The sequence below is a fragment of the Trueperella bonasi genome (assembly GCF_030811535.1).
Taxonomy (GTDB): Bacteria; Actinomycetota; Actinomycetes; order Actinomycetales; family Actinomycetaceae; genus Trueperella; species Trueperella bonasi.
On the sequence record NZ_JAUSQX010000001.1, the window covers coordinates 385,771 to 405,897 of the forward strand.

General features: G+C 58.2%; 21 protein-coding genes. 2 read left to right on the forward strand and 19 right to left on the reverse strand.

Translation table 11 applies throughout. The features are described 5' to 3' along the window. Positions 1-6: 6 nt before the first annotated feature. Positions 7-1,680 carry a phospho-sugar mutase gene (locus J2S70_RS01855; protein WP_307682049.1) on the forward strand — a complete coding sequence of 558 codons (1,674 nt, stop codon included), beginning with the start codon at positions 7-9 and terminating at the stop codon, positions 1,678-1,680. Here J2S70_RS01855 and deoC read toward each other — a convergent pair. The 16 genes from deoC to J2S70_RS01930 form a co-directional block, all read right to left on the reverse strand. Continuing rightward, positions 1,677-2,321 (reverse strand): deoxyribose-phosphate aldolase, encoded by a 645-nt coding sequence (gene deoC / locus J2S70_RS01860; RefSeq protein WP_307682050.1) that lies wholly within the window; start codon positions 2,319-2,321, stop codon positions 1,677-1,679. The genes J2S70_RS01855 and deoC overlap by 4 nt on opposite strands. Continuing rightward, positions 2,318-3,037, reverse strand: coding sequence for a hypothetical protein (locus tag J2S70_RS01865; RefSeq protein ID WP_307682051.1), 720 nt, complete (start codon positions 3,035-3,037; stop codon positions 2,318-2,320). The genes deoC and J2S70_RS01865 overlap by 4 nt, the downstream gene beginning before the upstream one ends. Continuing rightward, on the reverse strand, positions 3,034-4,311 hold the full coding sequence (locus J2S70_RS01870) for a thymidine phosphorylase (protein WP_307682052.1): 1,278 nt from the start codon (positions 4,309-4,311) through the stop codon (positions 3,034-3,036). Before J2S70_RS01870 ends, J2S70_RS01865 begins: the two co-directional genes overlap by 4 nt. A 42-nt stretch (positions 4,312-4,353) precedes the next feature. Beyond that, on the reverse strand, positions 4,354-4,764 hold the full coding sequence (locus tag J2S70_RS01875) for a cytidine deaminase (protein WP_307682053.1): 411 nt from the start codon (positions 4,762-4,764) through the stop codon (positions 4,354-4,356). Between the two features lie 12 nt (positions 4,765-4,776). Further along, a complete protein-coding gene (locus J2S70_RS01880) occupies positions 4,777-6,078 on the reverse strand; it encodes an ABC transporter permease (RefSeq protein ID WP_307682054.1) in 1,302 nt (433 codons plus the stop codon). Then, entirely contained in the window at positions 6,075-7,328 is a 1,254-nt protein-coding gene (locus tag J2S70_RS01885) for an ABC transporter permease (protein ID WP_307682055.1), read from the reverse strand. The genes J2S70_RS01880 and J2S70_RS01885 overlap by 4 nt, the downstream gene beginning before the upstream one ends. After that, positions 7,318-8,862, reverse strand: coding sequence for an ABC transporter ATP-binding protein (locus J2S70_RS01890; protein ID WP_307682056.1), 1,545 nt, complete (start codon positions 8,860-8,862; stop codon positions 7,318-7,320). The genes J2S70_RS01885 and J2S70_RS01890 overlap by 11 nt, the downstream gene beginning before the upstream one ends. Before the next feature lie 65 nt (positions 8,863-8,927). Next, positions 8,928-10,022 (reverse strand): BMP family lipoprotein, encoded by a 1,095-nt coding sequence (locus J2S70_RS01895; protein ID WP_307682057.1) that lies wholly within the window; start codon positions 10,020-10,022, stop codon positions 8,928-8,930. Positions 10,023-10,164: 142 nt separating this feature from the next. Further along, positions 10,165-11,238: a mannose-1-phosphate guanylyltransferase gene (locus tag J2S70_RS01900; RefSeq protein WP_307682058.1), complete on the reverse strand. Its 1,074-nt coding sequence runs from the start codon at positions 11,236-11,238 to the stop codon at positions 10,165-10,167. After that, on the reverse strand, positions 11,235-12,506 hold the full coding sequence (locus J2S70_RS01905; RefSeq protein ID WP_307682059.1) for a YihY/virulence factor BrkB family protein: 1,272 nt from the start codon (positions 12,504-12,506) through the stop codon (positions 11,235-11,237). Before J2S70_RS01905 ends, J2S70_RS01900 begins: the two co-directional genes overlap by 4 nt. Positions 12,507-12,509: 3 nt before the next feature. Further along, on the reverse strand, positions 12,510-13,316 hold the full coding sequence (locus tag J2S70_RS01910; RefSeq protein ID WP_307682060.1) for an exodeoxyribonuclease III: 807 nt from the start codon (positions 13,314-13,316) through the stop codon (positions 12,510-12,512). Beyond that, positions 13,307-14,179 (reverse strand): tetrahydrofolate dehydrogenase/cyclohydrolase catalytic domain-containing protein, encoded by an 873-nt coding sequence (locus J2S70_RS01915; RefSeq protein ID WP_307682061.1) that lies wholly within the window; start codon positions 14,177-14,179, stop codon positions 13,307-13,309. The genes J2S70_RS01910 and J2S70_RS01915 overlap by 10 nt, the downstream gene beginning before the upstream one ends. Then, a complete protein-coding gene (gene glyA / locus J2S70_RS01920; protein ID WP_307682062.1) occupies positions 14,176-15,462 on the reverse strand; it encodes a serine hydroxymethyltransferase in 1,287 nt (428 codons plus the stop codon). Before glyA ends, J2S70_RS01915 begins: the two co-directional genes overlap by 4 nt. A gap of 132 nt (positions 15,463-15,594) precedes the next feature. Continuing rightward, positions 15,595-16,032, reverse strand: coding sequence for an HNH endonuclease signature motif containing protein (locus tag J2S70_RS08820; RefSeq protein WP_407702644.1), 438 nt, complete (start codon positions 16,030-16,032; stop codon positions 15,595-15,597). 50 nt (positions 16,033-16,082) lie between these two features. Then, entirely contained in the window at positions 16,083-16,406 is a 324-nt protein-coding gene (locus tag J2S70_RS01925; protein WP_307682063.1) for a hypothetical protein, read from the reverse strand. A 14-nt stretch (positions 16,407-16,420) separates the two neighbouring features. After that, on the reverse strand, positions 16,421-16,708 hold the full coding sequence (locus J2S70_RS01930) for a hypothetical protein (RefSeq protein WP_307682064.1): 288 nt from the start codon (positions 16,706-16,708) through the stop codon (positions 16,421-16,423). A gap of 181 nt (positions 16,709-16,889) precedes the next feature. Between J2S70_RS01930 and J2S70_RS01935 the strand changes: the two genes are divergently transcribed. After that, positions 16,890-18,086 (forward strand): GNAT family N-acetyltransferase, encoded by a 1,197-nt coding sequence (locus tag J2S70_RS01935; RefSeq protein WP_307682065.1) that lies wholly within the window; start codon positions 16,890-16,892, stop codon positions 18,084-18,086. Positions 18,087-18,097: 11 nt separating this feature from the next. On the opposite strand, the gene purU is transcribed toward J2S70_RS01935, so the two are convergent. The 3 genes from purU to acpS all read right to left on the reverse strand — a co-directional run bounded on the left by purU (position 18,098) and on the right by acpS (position 20,078). Then, entirely contained in the window at positions 18,098-18,961 is an 864-nt protein-coding gene (gene purU, locus J2S70_RS01940; RefSeq protein WP_407702622.1) for a formyltetrahydrofolate deformylase, read from the reverse strand. A 68-nt stretch (positions 18,962-19,029) separates the two neighbouring features. Next, complete coding sequence (locus tag J2S70_RS01945) at positions 19,030-19,608, reverse strand: biotin transporter BioY (RefSeq protein WP_307682067.1); 579 nt, start codon at positions 19,606-19,608, stop codon at positions 19,030-19,032. Between the two features lie 26 nt (positions 19,609-19,634). Then, the gene (gene acpS, locus J2S70_RS01950) at positions 19,635-20,078 is read right to left on the reverse strand and encodes a holo-ACP synthase AcpS (protein ID WP_307682068.1); all 444 of its coding nucleotides are present in this window, start codon (positions 20,076-20,078) and stop codon (positions 19,635-19,637) included. Positions 20,079-20,127: the final 49 nt, after the last annotated feature.

Genomic DNA, 20,127 nt, shown 5'->3' on the forward strand with positions numbered 1-20,127 from the left:
AGCGCTATGTCTAAACTGAACAAACTAGCCCCTGTCGTACACGAGTGGATTGCAGCCGATCCGTCCGAATCTGACCGCGGCGAACTCCTAGATCTTCTGGCACGCGCCGAGAACGACGCCGAAGCGCTCGCCGAGCTGGAAGACCGCTTCGCTGGCACCCTGCAATTTGGCACCGCAGGCCTTCGCGGTGAGATGGCCGCTGGGCCGAATCGGATGAATGTGGCCGTGGTTCGACGCGCGGCCGCGGGGCTTGTCGCATGGCTGAAAGACACGTTTGCCGATCCGGTCGTCGTCATCGGTTTTGACGCACGCTACAACTCGGCGCAGTTTGCCCGTGACACGGCGGCAATCGTTGCCGCAGCCGGCGGGAAAGCACTGCTCATGCCACGCGAGCTTCCCACACCGCTACTCGCATACGCCGTTCGCAAACTGGGCGCGGATGCCGGTGTAATGGTCACCGCCTCGCACAATCCGCCGCGCGATAACGGATACAAGGTCTACCTTGGCGGCCGCGCGGTCGAAGAGGAAGGTAAGGGCGTTCAGATCATCTCGCCTGTTGATTCCCAAATCGCAGAAAAGATCGCCGCTGCCCCGCCAGCCAATGAGGTCCCGATGGCGGACGGCTGGGACGTGCTCGACGAAACGATCGTCGAGGACTACATATCTGACACGCTCACGCTCACCGCGGATGGGCCACGCGATCTGAAAATCGTCTACACCGCAATGCACGGGGTGGGCAATGCACTCGTCGAGCCTTTGCTTACCCAGGCCGGATTCACGATCGTCCCGGTTGCTACGCAAATTGATCCCGATCCAGATTTTCCAACAGTCGCCTTCCCGAATCCTGAGGAAAAGGGCGCGCTCGACGAAGCTATCGCTACGGCCGAACGCGTGGGGGCAGACATCATCATTGCTTCGGATCCCGATGCGGATCGGTGTTCGGCGGCGATCCCGACGCCACACGGCTGGCGCCAGCTATCCGGCGACGAAATCGGATCGATCCTCGGCGAACAAGTAGCCGCCCAAACAGCGGCACGCGGAGGATCGGGCACGCTCGCCTCATCGATCGTCTCATCCCAGTTGCTCGAGCAGATCGCGGCACATCACGGCCTGGACTACGCGGCAACGCTCACCGGTTTCAAGTGGATCGCACGGGCACCCGAAATCATTTTCGGCTACGAAGAGGCGATCGGATATTGCGTGCACCCCAATCTAGTCAAAGACAAGGACGGCGTGTCGGCCGCGCTCACGATCGCGATCACTGCGGCTGCGGCAAAGGCTCAGGGCCGCACACTCCAAGATACGCTCGACGAGCTCGCGCTACGCCACGGCGTCTACCACACCGCGCCGGTGACGATCCGCGTGGATGACCTGTCGATCATGCCAGCCACCATGGCGAAGGTGCGCGCCACGCCGCCGTCGGAACTCCTAGGTATCCCGGTGGCGCGCGTCGAGGATCTCGTCGAAGGCTCCGCGGATCTTCCGCCCACGGATGCGCTACGGATCCTCACAGCGGAGGGCGATCGCGTGATCGTGCGCCCCTCGGGAACCGAGCCGAAGGTCAAGTGCTACCTGGAGGTGATCGTGCCAGTCACCGGCGATCTTGATTCAGCTCGTACTGAAGCCGACGAGCGCATGGAGCGCTTCAAGGCTGATGTGCGCGAGATGCTTTCGCTCTAAAATCCTTCGATGACGGCACGCGAGGAGGATAGGCCGAGGCGGGTCGCGCCAGCTTCGATCATCTTCTTCGCGGTTTCCGCATCGCGAATTCCGCCGGAGGCTTTCACCTCGAGCTCATCCCCAACCGTTTCCTTCATGAGCCGGACCGCTTCCACGCTCGCTCCACCCGCCGGGTGGAAACCGGTGGATGTCTTCACGAAATCTGCCCCCGAAGCTTTCGCACACTTGCACGCCTCGACGATCTCCTCATCGGTGAGCACCGCAGATTCGATAATCACCTTCAGGACGGAAAACGGGATCGCGTCACGCACCACGGCGATATCGTATTCGAGGGCGTCCCAGTCGTGCTCTTCCGCATAGCCGATATTGATCACCATATCGACCTCATCAGCCCCGGCGGCCACTGCGCGAGCAGCCTCGGCAGCCTTCGCTTCAGAAACCACGGCACCCGAGGGGAAACCAACCACGACGCACAGCTTCACGTCCCCCAGCTCCACGTCCTGCGGTAGCGGCAACATCGACGGTGAAACGCATACCGAATAGGTGCCAAGTTCCTTAGCTTCGTTGACCAGCGCCGCCACATCGTCAAAGGTGGCCTCAGGCTTGAGCAGGGTGTGGTCGATCATATTCGCGACGTTCATACTTCTCCTTTTGTTGGGAGCACCGCCCACACGAGGTGGGGCCAGCGCCCGAATGCGGCGAGGGGCGTTGTCCGCTGCGCCATTGCAAAAATGGGGACACGATAAACATATCCCGTTCCCGGGTTGTATATCAGGATTTCGGGTATTCCATCCGGTGTTAGCCCGCCGCCGGGAAGGGCGAGAACCACGTGCCGAGGAATTGCTCGCTGCGGGCCACTTCCCAGATCTCCCCCGGTATATAGCGGAACGGGTATCCCCATGCCCGTTGCGTGATATACCCACTGCAGGGCGGACTTACCGCGCTCGGTTGCCGTATCGATCGGCGTATGCGCATATCCCATGGCTTTAGCCAGCGCCCACGGCGGGGTTCCAAGCGCGCGTGGCCATGTGAGCGGGCCCAGTGCTGCGCGCCGCAGCTCCCGGTACAGCTCTTCTTCGACGACGCCGATACCTTCGCGCTCGACCCTCTGCGCCAGCTGAGGCTCCCCCAGCGACCGCGCGACGAGCAAAACCATCGCACCGCAGGTCTGCCCCGTGGTTTGCCGGGCGAGCTCGCCCCCAACTCTTAACGGTTCACCATGAGAGGCATACTCGTCCATCGTGCACTGCGCCTCTGTTGGAATCTGTTCCGGCCATGCGAAAGCTACGGGCGTATGCAAAGGTCTGGCTAATCTCGAGAGCAGCGCGCTGAGATTTAACCGTGAGCTCAGCTTCATTCGACCCGCTCAAGCACCACGGATTCGCGGGTTTCGTAGTCTCCGCCGATCTCAATGCCACCATCGAGCGACTGAAGCGCACGCTCAATCCGCGCCTCGTCATCGGTGTGGAGCGTCATGAGCTTCTGGCCTTTGGCGACGCGATCACCGGGCTTTGCATAGAGTTCAATGCCTGCCGCTGCTTGGACGGGCTCGGATTTCACTGCCCTGCCCGCGCCAAGGCGCCACGAGGCCACGCCTACCGAAAGCGCGTCGAGTTCGGTGAGTATCCCATCGGCTTCCGCGAGCACGTCGTGGGTGTGCTTGGCATTCGGCATCGGCGCATCTGGATCCCCGCCCTGCTCTTCGATCATTTGCCGCCACACGTCCATGGCCCGCCCGTCGTTGAGAGCGTCACTCGGATCGTCGTCCTTGCCCGCTGCCGTCAGCATTTCTCGGGCAAGCGTGACTGTAAGTTCAACGACGTCGGCCGGTCCGCCACCGGCAAGCACTTCGACTGACTCTTCAACCTCGAGCCCGTTACCCACCTTCAGCCCAAGCGGCGTAGACATGTCAGTTAAGAGCGCGCTGGTCTTAACACCGGCATCGAGGCCTAGGGCAACCATTGTGCTGGCAAGTTCGCGGGCCTGATCGATGTCTTTCATAAACGCACCCGATCCAACCTTCACGTCAAGTACGAGCGAATCCGTACCTTCGGCAATCTTCTTCGACATGATTGAGGAAGCGATCAGTGGAATCGAATCGACCGTCGCCGTGACGTCACGCAGAGCGTAAAGCTTCTTATCCGCCGGGGCAAGCCCCGCTCCGGCGGCGCAGATCACGGCTCCACAATCACGCAACTGAGCCATAATTTCATCGTTGCTCAGATCTGCTCGCCATCCGGGTATCGCCTCAAGTTTATCGAGCGTTCCTCCCGTATGCCCTAAGCCGCGCCCGGACAGCTGTGGTACTGCCACACCATAGACGGCGACCAGCGGCGCGAGCGGCAGCGTCATCTTATCGCCCACCCCACCCGTGGAATGCTTGTCGGCCGTCGGCTTTCCAAGCGCACTGAAATCCATTCTGTCACCGGAGTTAATCATCGCGGTTGTCCACTGCGAAATCTCCTCCCGGTCCATGCCGTTCAAGAAGATTGCCATCGCGAGCGCGGCCATCTGTTCATCACCGATTGCACCTTTCGTATAAGCGTCAATGGTCCAATCGATCTCCTCGCGGCTCAGTTTTTGGCCGTCACGTTTGGCGCGAATGATGTCGACGGCGTCGAACTTCTTCATACCTCGCTACCCCTCCTGTCATGGTCAATTCTGCCGTGTTGGTCAAGCCTCTTGCGATCGCCTGTACTCTTCCAAAGAGTTCGGGCCAAACGCTTCCGGAAGCACGTACGTCATCGGTTGCGGACCCGCGGCAGGCATAAACACCTGCAGCTGTGGGCCTCCGTGCTCGTAGAGGACCTGCCGGCACCTTCCACACGGCACTACAGCTTCCTCGTTCCCATTGACACAGTAGACCGCGGCGAGGCGGCCTCCCCCGCTCCGGATGAGCGCAGAGACCATCCCGTTTTCAGCGCACGTGCCAAGCCCGGTTGAGGCGTTTTCTACGTTGCAGCCCGAAACCAGCCGCCCGTCACTGGTGATTCCCGCCGCGCCCACTGGGTATCCGGAATAGGGTGCGTAGGCGGTTTTCATGGCTTCTATAGCCAGCTTTCTCAGCTCGTCCCAGTCAAACATTTCAAACCGCCGTCACTTCAAGTACGGCACGTTCTCAGCAGCTGGCGGGCGAGACTTGCCTACGAACCCTGCCACCGCGATGATCGTGATCACGTACGGGATCATGTTCACCAGATCCGATGGGATTCCGGCATGCAAGCTCGGAATCAGTTGGGCAACCGCCTGGGCGAAGCCGAACATGACGGCTGCACCCATGGCGCCCACCGGATGCCACTTGCCGAGAATCATGGCGGCTAGCGCAATGTACCCATTTCCAGCCGAGATATTGTTCGTGAAGGCGAGGCCGGAACCAATCGTAAAGAACGCTCCGCCAAGCCCCGCAAGCGAGGAGGCGAAGATCGTGTTGAGGGTTCGCGTGCGGTTCACGTTAATTCCCACGGTGTCGGCAGCTTTTGGATGCTCACCACACGCTCGCAAACGTAAGCCCCAACGCGAGCGGAAGATGAAGATCGCAAGTAGAATCACCGCGACGTACATGATGTACACCAGGATCGACTGGTTGAACAGCATGGGCCCAATCACCGGGATCTCCGATAACCCGGGAATCTTAATCGGCTTAAGCGAATACCTGTTCGTATTCAAAGTTGCCTGGTTGGCGGTCATGAGCGTACCGAAGAAGAACGTGGTCAAACCGAGCGCAAGCACGTTGAGCACCACGCCCACGATGATCTGATCCACGCCGTAACGTACCGAAAATAGCGCGAGCAGGGCTCCTAGAACCGCTCCAGCAATCGGCGCGAATAGCAGGCCGACATAGGCGTTTTGAAAAAACGAGGCGGCCATGACACCCGCGAAGGCGCCCGCAAGCAGTTGGCCTTCGATATTAATGTTAATCACACCCACGCGTTCGGAAACTACGCCCGAAAGCGCACCGAAAATCAAGGGTGTGGAAATTGCAACCGTGGACACGAGCGTGGACGTGATGGTCACGGCTCCGGAGGACCCAGCACCGGCAAAAATCAAGAAACCAAACACGGTTAGCAGGCCGACCGCAACCATAGCCACGCCGTCGACGACTTTACCTAGCCGGCCAAACTTTCCGCGAGAAAGCGTAGAAAAGACGGACCATGCGACGCCAAGTGCTGCTAGGACGGCGAAAATCCAGAGCACTCCCGAGGCGTTAACCGTGATGTCGTCGATATTCAACGCTTGATTACGATCGTTAAGCCGAAGGGTGGAATCCCCCTCAACCGTCACCGCGAAAAACAGCAAGAGGATCGTCGCCAGCAAGAACGTGATCGGGATCTTCCACGATAGCCGCTGTTTAACCTCGTGAATTTCCACTATCTGCGGTGTTTCCGTTTGCACACTCATCGTGGCTCCTCCCCCACGCGAATCCGACTTTCATCACGAACTGGGAGCTCTTCATTCTCAAGAGCGTCGGCGTTCGCCTGATTGACCTCTACTCCACGCTGAGAAAGCGTCATGAACTGCCGCAAGCTCACATCGTTCGCTTGAGGTAGCCTAAAGAGCCAACGCACCAAAGCCGGAGCGGCAATCAAAAGCACGATCGTCGACTGCAAGATCAAGATCATGTCAATCGGAACGCCCGCATTTTGCATGAGATAACCGCCGGCCTTGAAAGCTCCGAACAAGAGGCCCGCAAAGAACGTGCCGATCGGTTTGTTTCGGCCCAAGAGAGCCACGGTAATGGCATCAAAGCCAACGTTGCCCGCAACATTTCCGGACACATAACCGATCGTTCCCAGCGCTTCATTTGCGCCGGCCATCCCCAGATACGCGCCGGAGACCACCATCGTCAGCACGGTCACCTTGCCGACAGAAATACCCGAGGTGCGCGCGGCGTCTGGGTTGGCACCCACAGCCCGCACCTCAAATCCGAAAGTAGAACGCTCGAGCAACCACCAAAACACAAAGGTTGCGATGATCGCCAAGATAATTCCGGAATGAATCTTAAACGGTGGATCGAGCAACGGCGTCATCGCCGCTGAGTCAGCGACATTGGGGGTTTTCGGGAAGTTCGTACCCGGCACCTGCCAGGACGGCTGAAGCAAGATGTAGCTGAGCGCGAGCCCCGAGATCGAGTTCAACATGATTGTGACGATGACCTCGTTCGCTCCCGTGCGGGCCTTTAAAATTCCCGCGATCGAAGCGTACAGACCGCCGGCAATCATACCTGCGAGCACTGCAAGGAGCGTGTGAATGACCGGCGGGAAATCATAGTTAAACCCGACCCACGCGGCGGCAAGCGCACCGAATATAAGCTGACCAGCCCCGCCAATATTAAAGAGGCCGGCTCGGAAGCCGAACGCCAGGCCAAGGCCACCTAAAATAAGGGGAATCGCATAGAACAAAGAATCCGTCAGCGGCTTGATTTGGTAGGCCAAATTGCGCCCCTCCGGATTGAAAATCGCCCCGCGGAACATGTTGTAATAAGCCTCTGCAACCGAGGCCCCGGACATCGCGATCAAAAGCGCGCCAATTGCAAAGGCGATCACGACGGCGAGCACGGATACCAGCCACCCTGATCTCAGGCCCGTATAAGCGAGCCCCTTCAACCAAGCTGATACCGGCACATCATTTCGAGCTTGCTTATGAGACATTTGACCCGCCTTCCCCCGCGTCCGCGAGCGCCTCTTCTTGCGGCACACCGGCCATCATCAAACCAAGTACTCCTCGCGGCGTATCAGCGGGAACAATGCCAATAATCTTGCCCCGATACATGACGATGATCCTGTCGGCCAAGGCAACAACCTCGTCCAACTCGGAGGACACGAGCAGCACCGGTGTTCCAGAATCACGCACTTCGACGATTCTCTTGTGAATGAATTCGATAGAACCCACATCAACGCCGCGGGTGGGCTGATTCGCTATCAGCAATTCCAAATCCCGCGAAAGTTCGCGAGCAACCACAACCTTTTGTTGGTTACCGCCCGACAGCGTCGAGATCGGATCGGTCACGTTTGTGAGCCGGATATCGTATTCTTCGGCCTTTTGGTGTGCGTTATCGAGGATAACTTTCGGTTTAAGCGCTAGACCCCGAGAGAACGGCTCGCCACGATACTGGTCCAAGATAAGGTTCTCAGCCACTGAGAAAGTGGCGATCACTCCGTCGGTTGACCTGTCCTCGGGTATCAGCCCAACGCCGTCGTCGATCGTCTGACGTACGTCGTGCTCGGTAATCTCTTTCCCGTTAAGCGATATCTTCCCGCCGGTTGCCTCACTTAGCCCCATGATAACTTCGGCTAGTTCCGTTTGGCCGTTTCCTTGAACGCCGGCGACGGCGACGATCTCGCCTTTGTGAACATCGAAGGAAACGTCATCCAGAACGCGGGCACCGGCCTCATCGAAGGCGGTCAAATTCGTGACTTCTAGACCAAGCCCAGATGTTTGAGCCTCATCTTTTTCGACGTTCATCATGACCGGGCGTCCAACCATCAATGTCGCGAGCTCAGCCTCGGTACTGCTCGGATCCGCATGGCCAACCACTTTGCCACGGCGGATCACCGTGATGTCGTCAGCTACAGCGCGAACCTCGCGCAATTTATGCGTGATAAAGACGATCGAGGTGCCACTTTCCGCTAGCTTGCGCATGATCGCCATCAATTCGTCGGTCTCTTGCGGGGTCAGCACCGCTGTTGGCTCATCAAGGATGAGCACTTTCGCCTCGCGCGAGAGCGCCTTGACGATTTCGACGCGCTGTTGCGCACCAACTGGAAGATCTTCAATCAGCGCATCCGGGTCGAGGTCAAAACCAAACCGGCTGGACACCTCGAGCACGATCTCCCGAGCCTTCTTCACATCGATCAGACCCGCGGCTTTCGTCGGCTCGTAGCCAAGCGCAATAGATTCCGCCACCGAGAAAACTGGAATCAGCATGAAATGCTGATGCACCATCCCAATACCAGCAGCAACCGCGTCACCGGGGCCGTCAAATTTCACGGGCTCATCATCGAGCAGAATTTGGCCCTCGTCGGCCTCATACAGTCCGTACAGGACGTTCATCAACGTGGACTTACCCGCGCCGTTTTCCCCAAGCAACGCGTGGATATGGCCTTCTTCAACCACGAGGTCAATGTGGTCGTTCGCAACGAGGGATCCGAATCGTTTCGTGATCCCTGACAGTTCGAGTTTCACACTCGCCAGCCTTTCCGACGGGAAGGCCCAGCTACTCTAGCCGGGCCTCCCTCATATCGTTCGTTTTACGGAGCGTTCGGGCTCTCAACGACGATCTCACCAGACTTAATCTTCTGGCTGATCTCTTCGATTTCCTTCTTCAGCTCATCGGAAACCTCTGCGTCGAGATCGTGGTAAGGCGCAAGCCCTACGCCACCGTTCTCCAGCGTTCCGATGTAAGGCTCAGCGGAGAACTTACCGTTGACGCCAGCGGCAACCGTATCTTCGACCGAAGCAGAAATTTCCTTCATCACCGAGGTCAAGATGAAATCGGCGTAATCGGGGGCAGTCTCATGCCAGTCAGAGTCAACACCGATGAAGTAGGCATCGCCGGATTCTTGGATGGCGGCTGCAGCGCCAAGGCCGACCGGGCCTGCCACCGGCATGATCACGTCAGCTCCCTGATCAAGGAACTGCTGCGCCTGCTGCTTGCCAAGGGTCTGATCATCGAAGGAGTTCGTCATTGCACCAGTCTGGGCTTCCTTATCCCAGCCAAGCACCTTGACGTCCGTGCCCTTTTGCTCGTTGTAATAAGCAACTCCATCAACAAAGCCGTCCATGAAGATCGTTACGGAAGGAATCTGCATGCCGCCAAAGGTTGCTACCGTTCCTGATTCGGTCACTCCCGCTGCGAGGTAGCCCGCGAGGAATGCTGCTTCCGCAGTGTTGAAGACGAGCGCACGTGCGTTTTCAAGATTCGTATCTTCGGAGAAGGTGGAATCAACGAGGCCGAACTGTAGATCTGGATTGGCTTGTGCAGCGGCTTCGAGCGGATCCTTGAGCAGGAAGCCAACGCCGATGATCATGTCGCAACCATCGGAAACCATCGCGTCAACGTTCGGCTGGAAGTCGGAATCCGATTGTGATTCTGCCGTGTTGTATTCGATGCCGTGCGCGTCTTTTGCGGCCATGAGGCCGTTGTAGGCTGATTCGTTGAAGGATCGATCATCCCAACCGCCAGCATCGGAAATGATGCATGCCTTGTAGTCGCTGGACGCTCCTGCACTGCTTCCGCCTTCAGCGCTGCCTGCGTTGCCGCCATCACCATCACCGTTCGAGCAGGCGCTCAAAGCGAGCATCGTCGCAGCCGCAACCGCGGCAAACTTTTTCAGATTCCTCACGTGTTACTCCTTATCTGATAAACCGCCCCTATGCGGTTAGCTAAAACTAGAATAGCGGCTGCGATCTGAAAAGTCGCACAGTGAACGAAAATCAGAAATTAAACCCTTATACACCATGACATAACCGCGCGTTTTCCTTCGGTTAGCACAAGTCATCCCGGCCCTGGTCTGCCAATCTGGCAACCACGTCCTTCACAGCCTGAGCTTGTGGCCGCGTGGTTAGGAGGATTGCATCATCAGTTTCTACGACGACGGCGTCCTCGATCCCCACAATCGCGATCGGCTTCGAGTGCGTATAGACAAGCGCACCGGGCGCATCAACCGTAACGACTGGCTGCTGGCTTCCACCGGGTGATACCTTTGCCCCGACGTCGAGAACATCACGCAGCGAGGCAAAGTCACCGACGTCGGACCATCCCATGTCCGCAGGTACGACGGCCACGCCGCCCTCTTCTGCCAGCGGTTCGGCAATTGCGTGATCGATGGCAATTTTCTTCAACCCCGGCCACACCTGTGCCAGGGTTTCTTCGCGAGCTTCGGTGTCGTAGGCGCGCGCAATCTCGATGATCCCGCGGTACAGCTCAGGTTCGAACTTCTCCAATGCACCCAGCAAGACGCTCGTTTTTGCCACAAACATTCCCGCGTTCCACAGATAGTGGCCTTCCACATAGCGCCGGGCCGTTTCAATATCGGGTTTTTCAACAAATTCGACGACGGCCCTGGCGCTTTCCATTCCCTCGAGCTTTTCCCCTCCGCGAATATATCCAAAGCCGGTGGCGGGGTGATCGGGTGCTATCCCAATGGTGACTAGGTAGTCACGTTCGGCTGCCCGTTCGGCTTCGCGAACCGCGTTGTGAAAAGCCGGCTCGTTTTGAATCAGGTGATCCGCCGCGAACGATCCGACCACCACATCCCCATGGCGCTCTTGAACCACTGCGGTTGCCAGAGCAATAGCGGCCATCGAGTCTCGCGGGGAGGGTTCGGCAATCACGTTCTCAGCAGGAATTTGCTTCAGTTGCTCCTTAACGGCCTCGGAATGGGCCATTCCAGTCACAATTACCGTATCGCGCGAAACCTGCGATAGGCGGTCAACTGTTTTCTGAATCAGCGTTCGCCCCGCACCCGTCAAATCCGTCAAAAATTTCGGATGATTTTTCCTTGACAGCGGCCACAAACGCGTGCCCGCACCCCCTGCCGGAACGATAGAATAAATCACTTCCGTACCAACTTCACATCGCCCTCTTCTATTTGCGTGAGCTCCTGATTCGTGGTGTACGTCGTCGTCGCATGGAATGCCTCCCATGCGCCGTCGCGATACTCCTGTTCGGCCTCGGCCAGCTCCTGTTCGGCCACTTCCAGATTGTGCTTTGCCCTATCGACCTTCTTACGCGCCCGCCGCGCTTTGAATCCCTTCCACTCTGGAACCGGATCGGGCTCGTGTTCAGGCGGATCTGGCGCGATCGTACCGGAAATCGGATCGTGTACCCAGCGCTTCGTCTCAGGGTCTGATTCGGTGACGTAATTGGGGGTTTCTTCAAGGTGTTCAACCTGGCTGGGCGTCGGTTTACCCGGCGACGGTGGATTGGCCACAACGCACGCCGATAGGAGCAGCAACCGGGCAAGGAAGTTCACCCAGAGCAGCAGCGTCACGATCGCGGCAAAGCCTCGCAGAATCTCGTTATCAGACACCGAGCCAACAACCGAGGTTCCCAAATAGCGCAAGAGCCCCGAACCAAGTCCGCCCACAAGTCCGCCGATGAGCAGATCACGTTTGGGCGCACGGGCGCCTGCCATCACTCGGATCAAAAACATGATCACGCACATGTCGACGACCAGCGCGATCACGAAGGTGCCAAGCGAAAGTAAGAATGAACTGGTCCCTTCCGTGAATTGGAAAAATTCGATCATGGGTTCCGCGAAGAACTGAGCTGCCATAGCCAGTACCGTCGTCAGCAGCACTGCCAAGCCAAGCACGAGGAAGCCGCTCAGATCGAGGAGCTTGGCAACAGCCGGATTTCGCGGAATTCTCGAAATTCCAAACATCGTCAAAACCGAATTTCGGATACCCGTCATCAAACCGATCGAGGACCACAGCAACACGAGCAAACCAATAAGAGAGTAAAGGTTGAACGGATTGTCCACGATCAAAGCGGAGGGCTCGACTATGCCCTCAGAGTGCGGACCATCCATTTTCAACACGCCCGGTAACGTGGCGTCGATCGATTCAAAGAGCCGATCTCGCAACTCCTGATTTCCGCCTAAAAGATACGAAAATACCGTCAAGCTGATCGTTAAGGCACCGGCAATCGCAAACAGTGCCGAATATGCGATGCCGCCGGACAGTTGCGGCCCACGTGCTGTGGTATACCGTTGCACGGCGCGCACAATCCGAAAGTCCATCACCCATTCCACGAGGCGTTTACCCTTGGAAACAACCGCGGGAGGTTCGTCGTCTTCGCTCTTTATTTCAATTTGGGTGCTCATTAACTAAACCTCGTATTCCATCACGAGCGGTGCGTGATCCGACCAGCGCTCAGCATAGGAGGCCGCTCGATCGACTCTTGCGGATACGACGCGTTCGGCTAGCTCCGGGTTGACCATTTGGTAGTCGATCCGCCATCCGGCATCGTTATCGAAAGCTTTGCCGCGCTGGGACCACCACGTGTACGGGCCTTGGACGTCCCCGCTGAGTTTGCGGTGCGCGTCAACCCAATCGCTTTCAAACCACCTGTTCAGGTACGCGATTTCGGGGTCGAGTACGCCGGAGGTCTTATTGTGATTCGGTTTCCAATTCTTCATGTCTAGCGGCGTGTGAACGATATTGAAATCGCCGCCGACGAGCACGTGTGGTATCACGTCTGTTCGCTCCGCTAACAACTGGGCCAGTCGCTCCTCGACACGATCGAGATGAGAATATTTCGCAGCCATCTTTTCAGGGTTGTCGGCAACCCCGGAGTGTAGATAGGCGGAAACAAAAGTCGTACCCAATGCCGGCACGCTTGCTTCCACCCACCGGCCGGTATCGAGGTCGGGTTCTTCAGTTCCGATTCCGATCACGCTCGAGGAAACCTCGTGTTCCTTGAGCACGGCAATCGCGACGCCCGCGCGGCCTTTGAGCACTGAGGCCTGCTGGATCAGCGTGTATTGATCGCCGACGATATCGGCCACGAGCTCCTCAGGCGCTCGCACCTCTTGCAAGAGCACGACGTCGGCCTGCGTCTGTTCCACCCAGTCTTCCATGCCTTTGCGCACGGCTGCTCTGATTCCATTGACGTTGACAGTTGCTATTCGCATTTACGCTCCATCGCTTCGACCACGTTCACAAGTAACATTGCGCGGGTCATCGGCCCGACTCCTCCCGGATTTGGTGAAAAGTACCCGGCTAGTTCGCGAACACCCAGATCGACGTCGCCAACCAGCTTGGATTTGCCTTCCTCATTCTGCTTGCGCGTCACTCCCACATCAAATACTGCCGCGCCGGGTTTGATCATATCGGGGGTCACCAACCCTGCCGATCCGGCTGCGGCGACGACGACGTCGGCCGTCCGAGTGTGCGCGGCAAGGTCGCGTGTGCCGATGTGGCAGGAGATGACAGTCGAATTGATCTCCTCGTGCGTAAGCAGTAGCGACAGTGGCCGACCTGCCGTCTGCCCCTGCCCGATGACGCACACGACGGCACCGTCCCAGTTGACCCCGTGCCGCTTGCCAAGTTCCACAATTCCACGGGGTGTGCACGCAATTGGTGAGGGAAGCTCGCCCGTTGATTTCCGGGCTAGGTTGCCCACGTTGATCTGGTGCAGGCCGTCGACGTCTTTTTCGGGTGCTATCTCATTGATAACAGCGTCTGTATCGCAGCCTTCTGGCAAGGGTAGTTGGACGATAAAGCCGGTAACCGATGGCGCTTCGTTGAAGTGCCGAACGGCTGCAAGGACGTCTTCGGTACGTGCATCGGTGGGTAGTTCGATGCGAAGTGACCGGATTCCGACTTCTTCGCAGTCGCGGTGTTTGGCATCGACGTACACGCGCGATCCTGGGTCATTACCTACGAGGATCGTGCCGAGCCCGGGAACCAAGCCGCGTTCGCGTAAATGTGTGACGCGTAGGGCCACTTCGTTCTTGATGTCGGCGGCCGTTGCCCGGCCGTCCATCAATATCATGCGAGCTGGTCCAATCCTTCATAGAGCGGGAATTCTTTGGCGAGTTTCGTCGCTCTTGCTTTGAGAGCTTCGATGTCCGCTGCACTGCCGTCGCGCAACGTTTGCGCGATAATGTCTGCGACTTCGCGGAATTCCTCGGCGCCGAAGCCACGGCTTGCAAGCGCGGGAGTGCCTATCCGAAGCCCGGATGAGACGGATGCGGGCCGCGGATCAAAGGGCACGGAGTTGCGGTTAATAGTGATGCCGACTTCGTGGAGCAGGTCTTCTCCTTCTTGTCCATTCATCTCCGCGTTGCGCAGATCGACGAGCACTAGGTGTACATCGGTGCCACCCGAGACAACCGAGATTCCTTTTTGTGCGACGTCGTCTTGGACGAGGCGCTCGGCCAGAATTTTCGCTCCTTCGAGGGTACGCTCTTGGCGTTCCCTGAATTCGGGTGAGGCGGCAATTTTCATCGCGACTGCTTTTGCTGCAATCACGTGCATAAGCGGGCCGCCCTGCTGCCCGGGGAATACGGCCGAATCCAGCTTGCGCCCGAAGGTTTCGGCGTCGCGGGCTAAGATCATACCCGAGCGCGGACCACCGATGGTCTTGTGGATAGTGGTGGTGACGACGTCGGCGTAGGGCACAGGATTCGGATGCAACCCGGCGGCTACGAGGCCGGCGAAGTGCGCCATGTCCACCCACAGATAAGCGCCCACCTCGTCCGCAATCTCACGGAAGGCGGCGAAGTCTAGCTGGCGCGGGTAGGCCGACCAGCCCGCGATAATCATTTTCGGCTTGTGTGCGAGTGCTTTTTCGCGCACGGTGGCCATGTCGATGAGGTGGTCGCCCTCGGAGACCTCGTAGGAGACGGCGTTGTAGTTTTTACCGGAGAAGTTGATTTTCATACCGTGCGTCAGGTGCCCGCCATGGGAAAGTTCGAGGCCCAGCACCGTGTCGCCCGTTTCCATCAGGGCGTGGTAAATCGCCGCGTTTGCCTGCGCGCCAGAATGTGGTTGCACATTCGCATAGTTGGCACCGAAAAGTTCTTTCGCTCTGTCGATCGCAAGTTGCTCGGCGACGTCAACGTGCTCGCACCCGCCATAGTACCGACGCCCCGGATACCCTTCTGCATACTTGTTCGTGAGCACGGAGCCTTGCGCCTGAAGAACGGCCCGCGGTACAAAGTTTTCGGACGCAATCATTTCCAGAGTATTGCGTTGACGGTTCAGCTCGTCTTCGAGCACACTCGCGATTTCGGGATCGAGCTCGTCAAGGCTCTTATTGAGTAGGTCGGACATCTCGGCTTCTCCTTCTGCTCTGGTCTACCACCTGCGCTCTGGTCTACCACCTGCGCTCTGGGTTTCCAGTCTCGGGTTGGTCTACCTGCGCCAGTTTACAGCAGTATCTACGTTCAAGGTCTTGTCACGAACTCACGAGGCTACATCGATTCCTGAAATGGGCACACTCCTCCCTTGGTCATTCTCCGCGCATTTTCGCTTCCACCAATCGTCCCGACCCTGCCGATCATTCGGTTCCTGGACTACCCTGCCGTGAACGTCAACGAATTCCCACCCGTTCTCATAATGAATAGCCGTTATCTGTTCTCGATGGATTAGTGCATGATGATGCCAACACACCATTACCAGGTTGTCCAGATCTGTATTTCCACCGTTTTCCCAATAATGCGCATGGTGAATCCTGCTACTGGAATACGGTTGGGTGCATCCTGGAAATTGGCAGTGCCTGTCTCTAGCAATCACTGCCCTCGCCTGAGCCGGTGTGGCTGTTCGGTATCTTCGCCCCACATCCAGTACTTCCGATTCCTGCCCGAAAACCACCCTCGAAATTTGCGCGTCCGCCAAAATCATCTGCAGCTGACCCGGCGTTAAAGGCGTGCCGTCGTCCAAGGTGGCAGGCTCTAGACCTTCAAAGTAAGAAGCATCAACCCCGGGAGCAATCTCGGCAAGCTTGCGGCCGAGTGCGGAGGCTCTAAGCTCTGGCGCGCTATCTCGCGAGGTGCATCATCGCCGCTATACGCCGTACTCATCACCGCGTTCAGCAAATTGTTCACGAGCACGCCATTGATGGGCGTTAATCGCCCATTGATTACCCAATAATCGCCCCTATCGAAGAGGTGTAGTTTCTCTTCTTGCGCCTCTTCTTTTGCCTTGCGCTCCGCCTTTTTCGGCGCGTGCTTAATCGCCCACGCCTTAACTCTCTTAGCAAACCGTTCCACATCCATCGTGAGTGCGTAGCTCAGCAGTTTCCGTTCGCCGTCTGTTGCTCAAAAATCTCGGCCGTCCGGGCGCCAGAACCCTCCCAGTCACCTTCCCGGCGCACCGCATCCACGACGTCGTACCTCAACCCACGCACGCGCTTGGCTATCTGATCCATCCGGCTTGAGACGCTCAAGCGTGCTGTGGATCCAAGCTGATGCAAATCGATCCCCGCGAGAATATCCACAGCGCGCTCGATCTCATCAAGAGTGACGGCCACGATTTCTTCGGCGGCAACAATTCCAAAACCCGCGTCAACAGCACGCATGAGATACACCTCCTTCGGCAGTTCCTCCCGGTAGTAAGCGGGAAATGTTGATTAATGAAATTCTACAAACCGTCTCCGACAAATTTTTTCGCCACCAACACATGGCAGCATTCTCACAGACAACAACCGCCGTTTTTCACAACAAATGTTTAGCGCCTAAGCAACGTGGAATAATCGCTCCATGAGCCAAAACCCAAAAGAGCACCCAGACAGCAAAACCAGCGTCGTACTCGTCCCACTTCCCACACGTAACCCGCAGGAAACTGCCCAACAACTCGCCGAACACGTCAGCCCGGCCTGGCAACGGCTTTACGATCTCATCCGCGACCACCAGATCGAGCTCACCGACCACGCGGATAATCTCAGCCCCACAGTGGCTCAATTCCTCGAAGAATCGCTACAACCACTCAATCCCAATTTCCCAGTTCACAGGTTCGCCCTCGCACTAGCGCCCACCGCTACCGAGCCCGCCAGATTCAGTGCACTGCCAGCTCAGTCCATCGTCGGAGCAGCACACGCGATTCTCCCTCAGAACGAGAACACCTATACGGCTCACATCGACCTCTTCGTCGCACCCGCTTTCCGCCGTCGCGGCATCGGTTCATCAGCACTCGCACAGTTGTTGGAATTCCTGCGCGAAAACAACCGCACGCAGGCAGAAACTTGGCCGACGACGTCGTCGAATTCCGACGGCGAGCGGCTCAGCCCGCGCCTTGGCGTCGGTAGCCTACCGGCCGCAGACCCAACAGTCCGTTTCCTCTCCAGAAACAACTTTGGCCTCGAGTTGATCGAAAAGGTTTGCGAACTTCACCTCGAACATTTCGCAAGTCGCCTTTCCTCCGGCACACTCACCGTGCCCCAACTCGATTCCGACCTTGACATCCAGCATTACGGCAACGAGTTGGCAAACAGCATTACGCCCGAATTTATCGCGGCGATTAACGCGTTTAACGCCGAGCACCCACAGTCAGATTCGGCCACTCCGTTCACAACCTCGGCGCAGGAGTACGCGCAAGCCATGCGAAATTCAATTGATCGCGGAAACCAACACTGCGGGGTAATGATCCGCGAGCGGAAGTCTGGCCGCGTCGTCGCAATCACCGAAGCCCATTACCGCGGTTCGGTCGCAGCCCAATCTGACACCTGGGTGCATGCCGATTACCGCGGCCGCGGGCTTGCTACGCTTGCAAAAATCGAGCTGTACCGCATGCTCGTGGCACGCGCCCCGTCCGTCGTGAAAGTTTCCACCGAAAACGCCGAGTCGAATGTTGGTATGTGGAAGGTTAACGAACGGCTTGGCTTCAAGGTCGTGGCGGCGCAATCACACTGGGTATCCGTTTTCGGCGACGCCGGATGGGCATCGTATGGCGCTGGCTAAAGATCACCTTGTTAGCTAAAGATGACCGTGCGCTCACCGTTCATCATCACGCGGTGTTCGGCATGCCAGCGCACTGCCCGCGAAAGAACCTGCCGCTCAACTTCGGCGCCTTTGGACATGAGTTCAAGTTCGTCTTCGTCGTGGGCCACGCGTACCACGTCTTGCTCGATGATCGGTCCCTCGTCGAGGTCGGCCGTCACGTAGTGGGCGGTTGCGCCAATCAGTTTCACGCCGCGGATGTGCGCCTGCTGGTATGGCCGCGCGCCCTTGAAGGACGGCAAAAACGAGTGGTGAATATTAATTGCGTTACCGGCGAGTTTGCGGCACAAATCCTCGGATAGGATTTGCATGTAGCGTGCCAAAACCACCAGTTCGACGTCGCGCTCCTCGATCACTTTGAGCAGCTCGGCCTCCGCCTCCGGTTTCGTTTCGGCACTGATTGGGATGTGAATGAATTCCTTGCCGTAAAACTCGGCGAGCGAGCGTAGCGTTTCGTGGTTTCCTACGACGCCGACGACGTCGATCGGCAATCGCCCTTCGCGCTGTTTGGATAGCAGGTCCGACAGGCAGTGCGATTCTTTCGTGACCATGATGAGGGTGCGCATCGGCTGGCCGGCCGGTGAGATCGTGTAGTCCATTCCGTGGTTGCGCGCCAGCGCTGCGAACGCGTTTTCGATGGTGGGGATCCCGCCCGGAACTTCCGCTTCGATTCGCACAAAGAAGTAGCCCGATTCCCGGTCGTTAAACTGCTGAGATTCGAGAATGTTTCCGCCTACCGAGGCCAGCAAGCCCGTGATCGCGTAGGTGATTCCGGGCTTGTCGGGGCATTTTACGGTCAGAGTTAGATTGTCAGTCACGGGTTTAGGATAGGCCAAATGCACGGTTGGGGTGCAATCGGCTCATATTCGCTCCGAGCTTTCCGGCTAGGGATCCCACCCAGCTTCTACGAAGTCCGCTGAACCTTCGCCCAACCTGTTGCCACCGACGACGCGATCGCTAGCTTCAGCATGTCCCCCGGGATGAAGGGGATCACACCAGCGCCAAGCACTGCCGCTGACCACGGCGCGCCCATCCCGGTGGCCGCAGATAGCCAGATCAGGCCGGGTACGTATGGAATTGCGAGCCCGGCTCCAAACACCGCAATGGCACGCCAACCTTCGAGAGGCTTGCGTGCAGACATCCAGCCCACGAATGCCGCCGCGAGCACGAAGCCCACGATAAAGCCTGCCGATGCGCCTGCGCCCGAGCTGCCAGCTGCAAAGATCGGCATCCCTGCGGAGCCGAGTGCGCCATAAATCGCGAGCGAGGCTAGGCCACGGCCTGCACCGAGGCGCCATCCAACCAGCACGACTGCCAGGGTCTGCATGGTCACCGGCACCGGCTTGAACGGAATTGCGATCTGCGCTGCCAAAGCCAGGGCGGCCGTTCCGAGGACGATCGCGGCAACGTTACGAGCAATGTCGGCAGCTGTCCAGCGGGCGCTAGCCGCCCGGGCGGCCGCATGTGAAGAATTTCGAATCATTGTTATCTTTCGGTTAGGGGGTTCGCTCACGCGCAATCGGTTTCGGCGCAAACGACCTGGCAGACGGCGATCGCGTAGTCGCCGTCGTGGGAGAGGGAAATGAGGGCCCGCGTGCCGGGAACCGACTGGGCGTACGCCTCGCCGATCCGGCCCGTGAGAGTGATGTATGGACGCCCGTAGGCATCGCTTGTTATCTGGATTTGCGCCATGTCTACCGTCTCGACGACGGGCGCACGGCCCAGGAGCGCACCGGACCACGCTTTGATGAAGGCTTCCTTGCCTGCCCAGCGGGCGGCTAGGTGGTAGGCCTCATCGAGGCCGGTTTCAACGGCACGACGGCGGGCGGCCCGGCGTTCCGGCGCGGCAAAAGAGTTGCCGAAGCTGGTGCCGGGAGCCGCAAGCTGTTCGGCGAAGGACGAGATGTGGACGATATCCACGCCAAGCCCTAGCGTGCCGACTTTGCTTTCCACCGGCGGAGCCGTACGGGGCGCGGGAGGGAGATTGGCCTCCCGCGCCCTT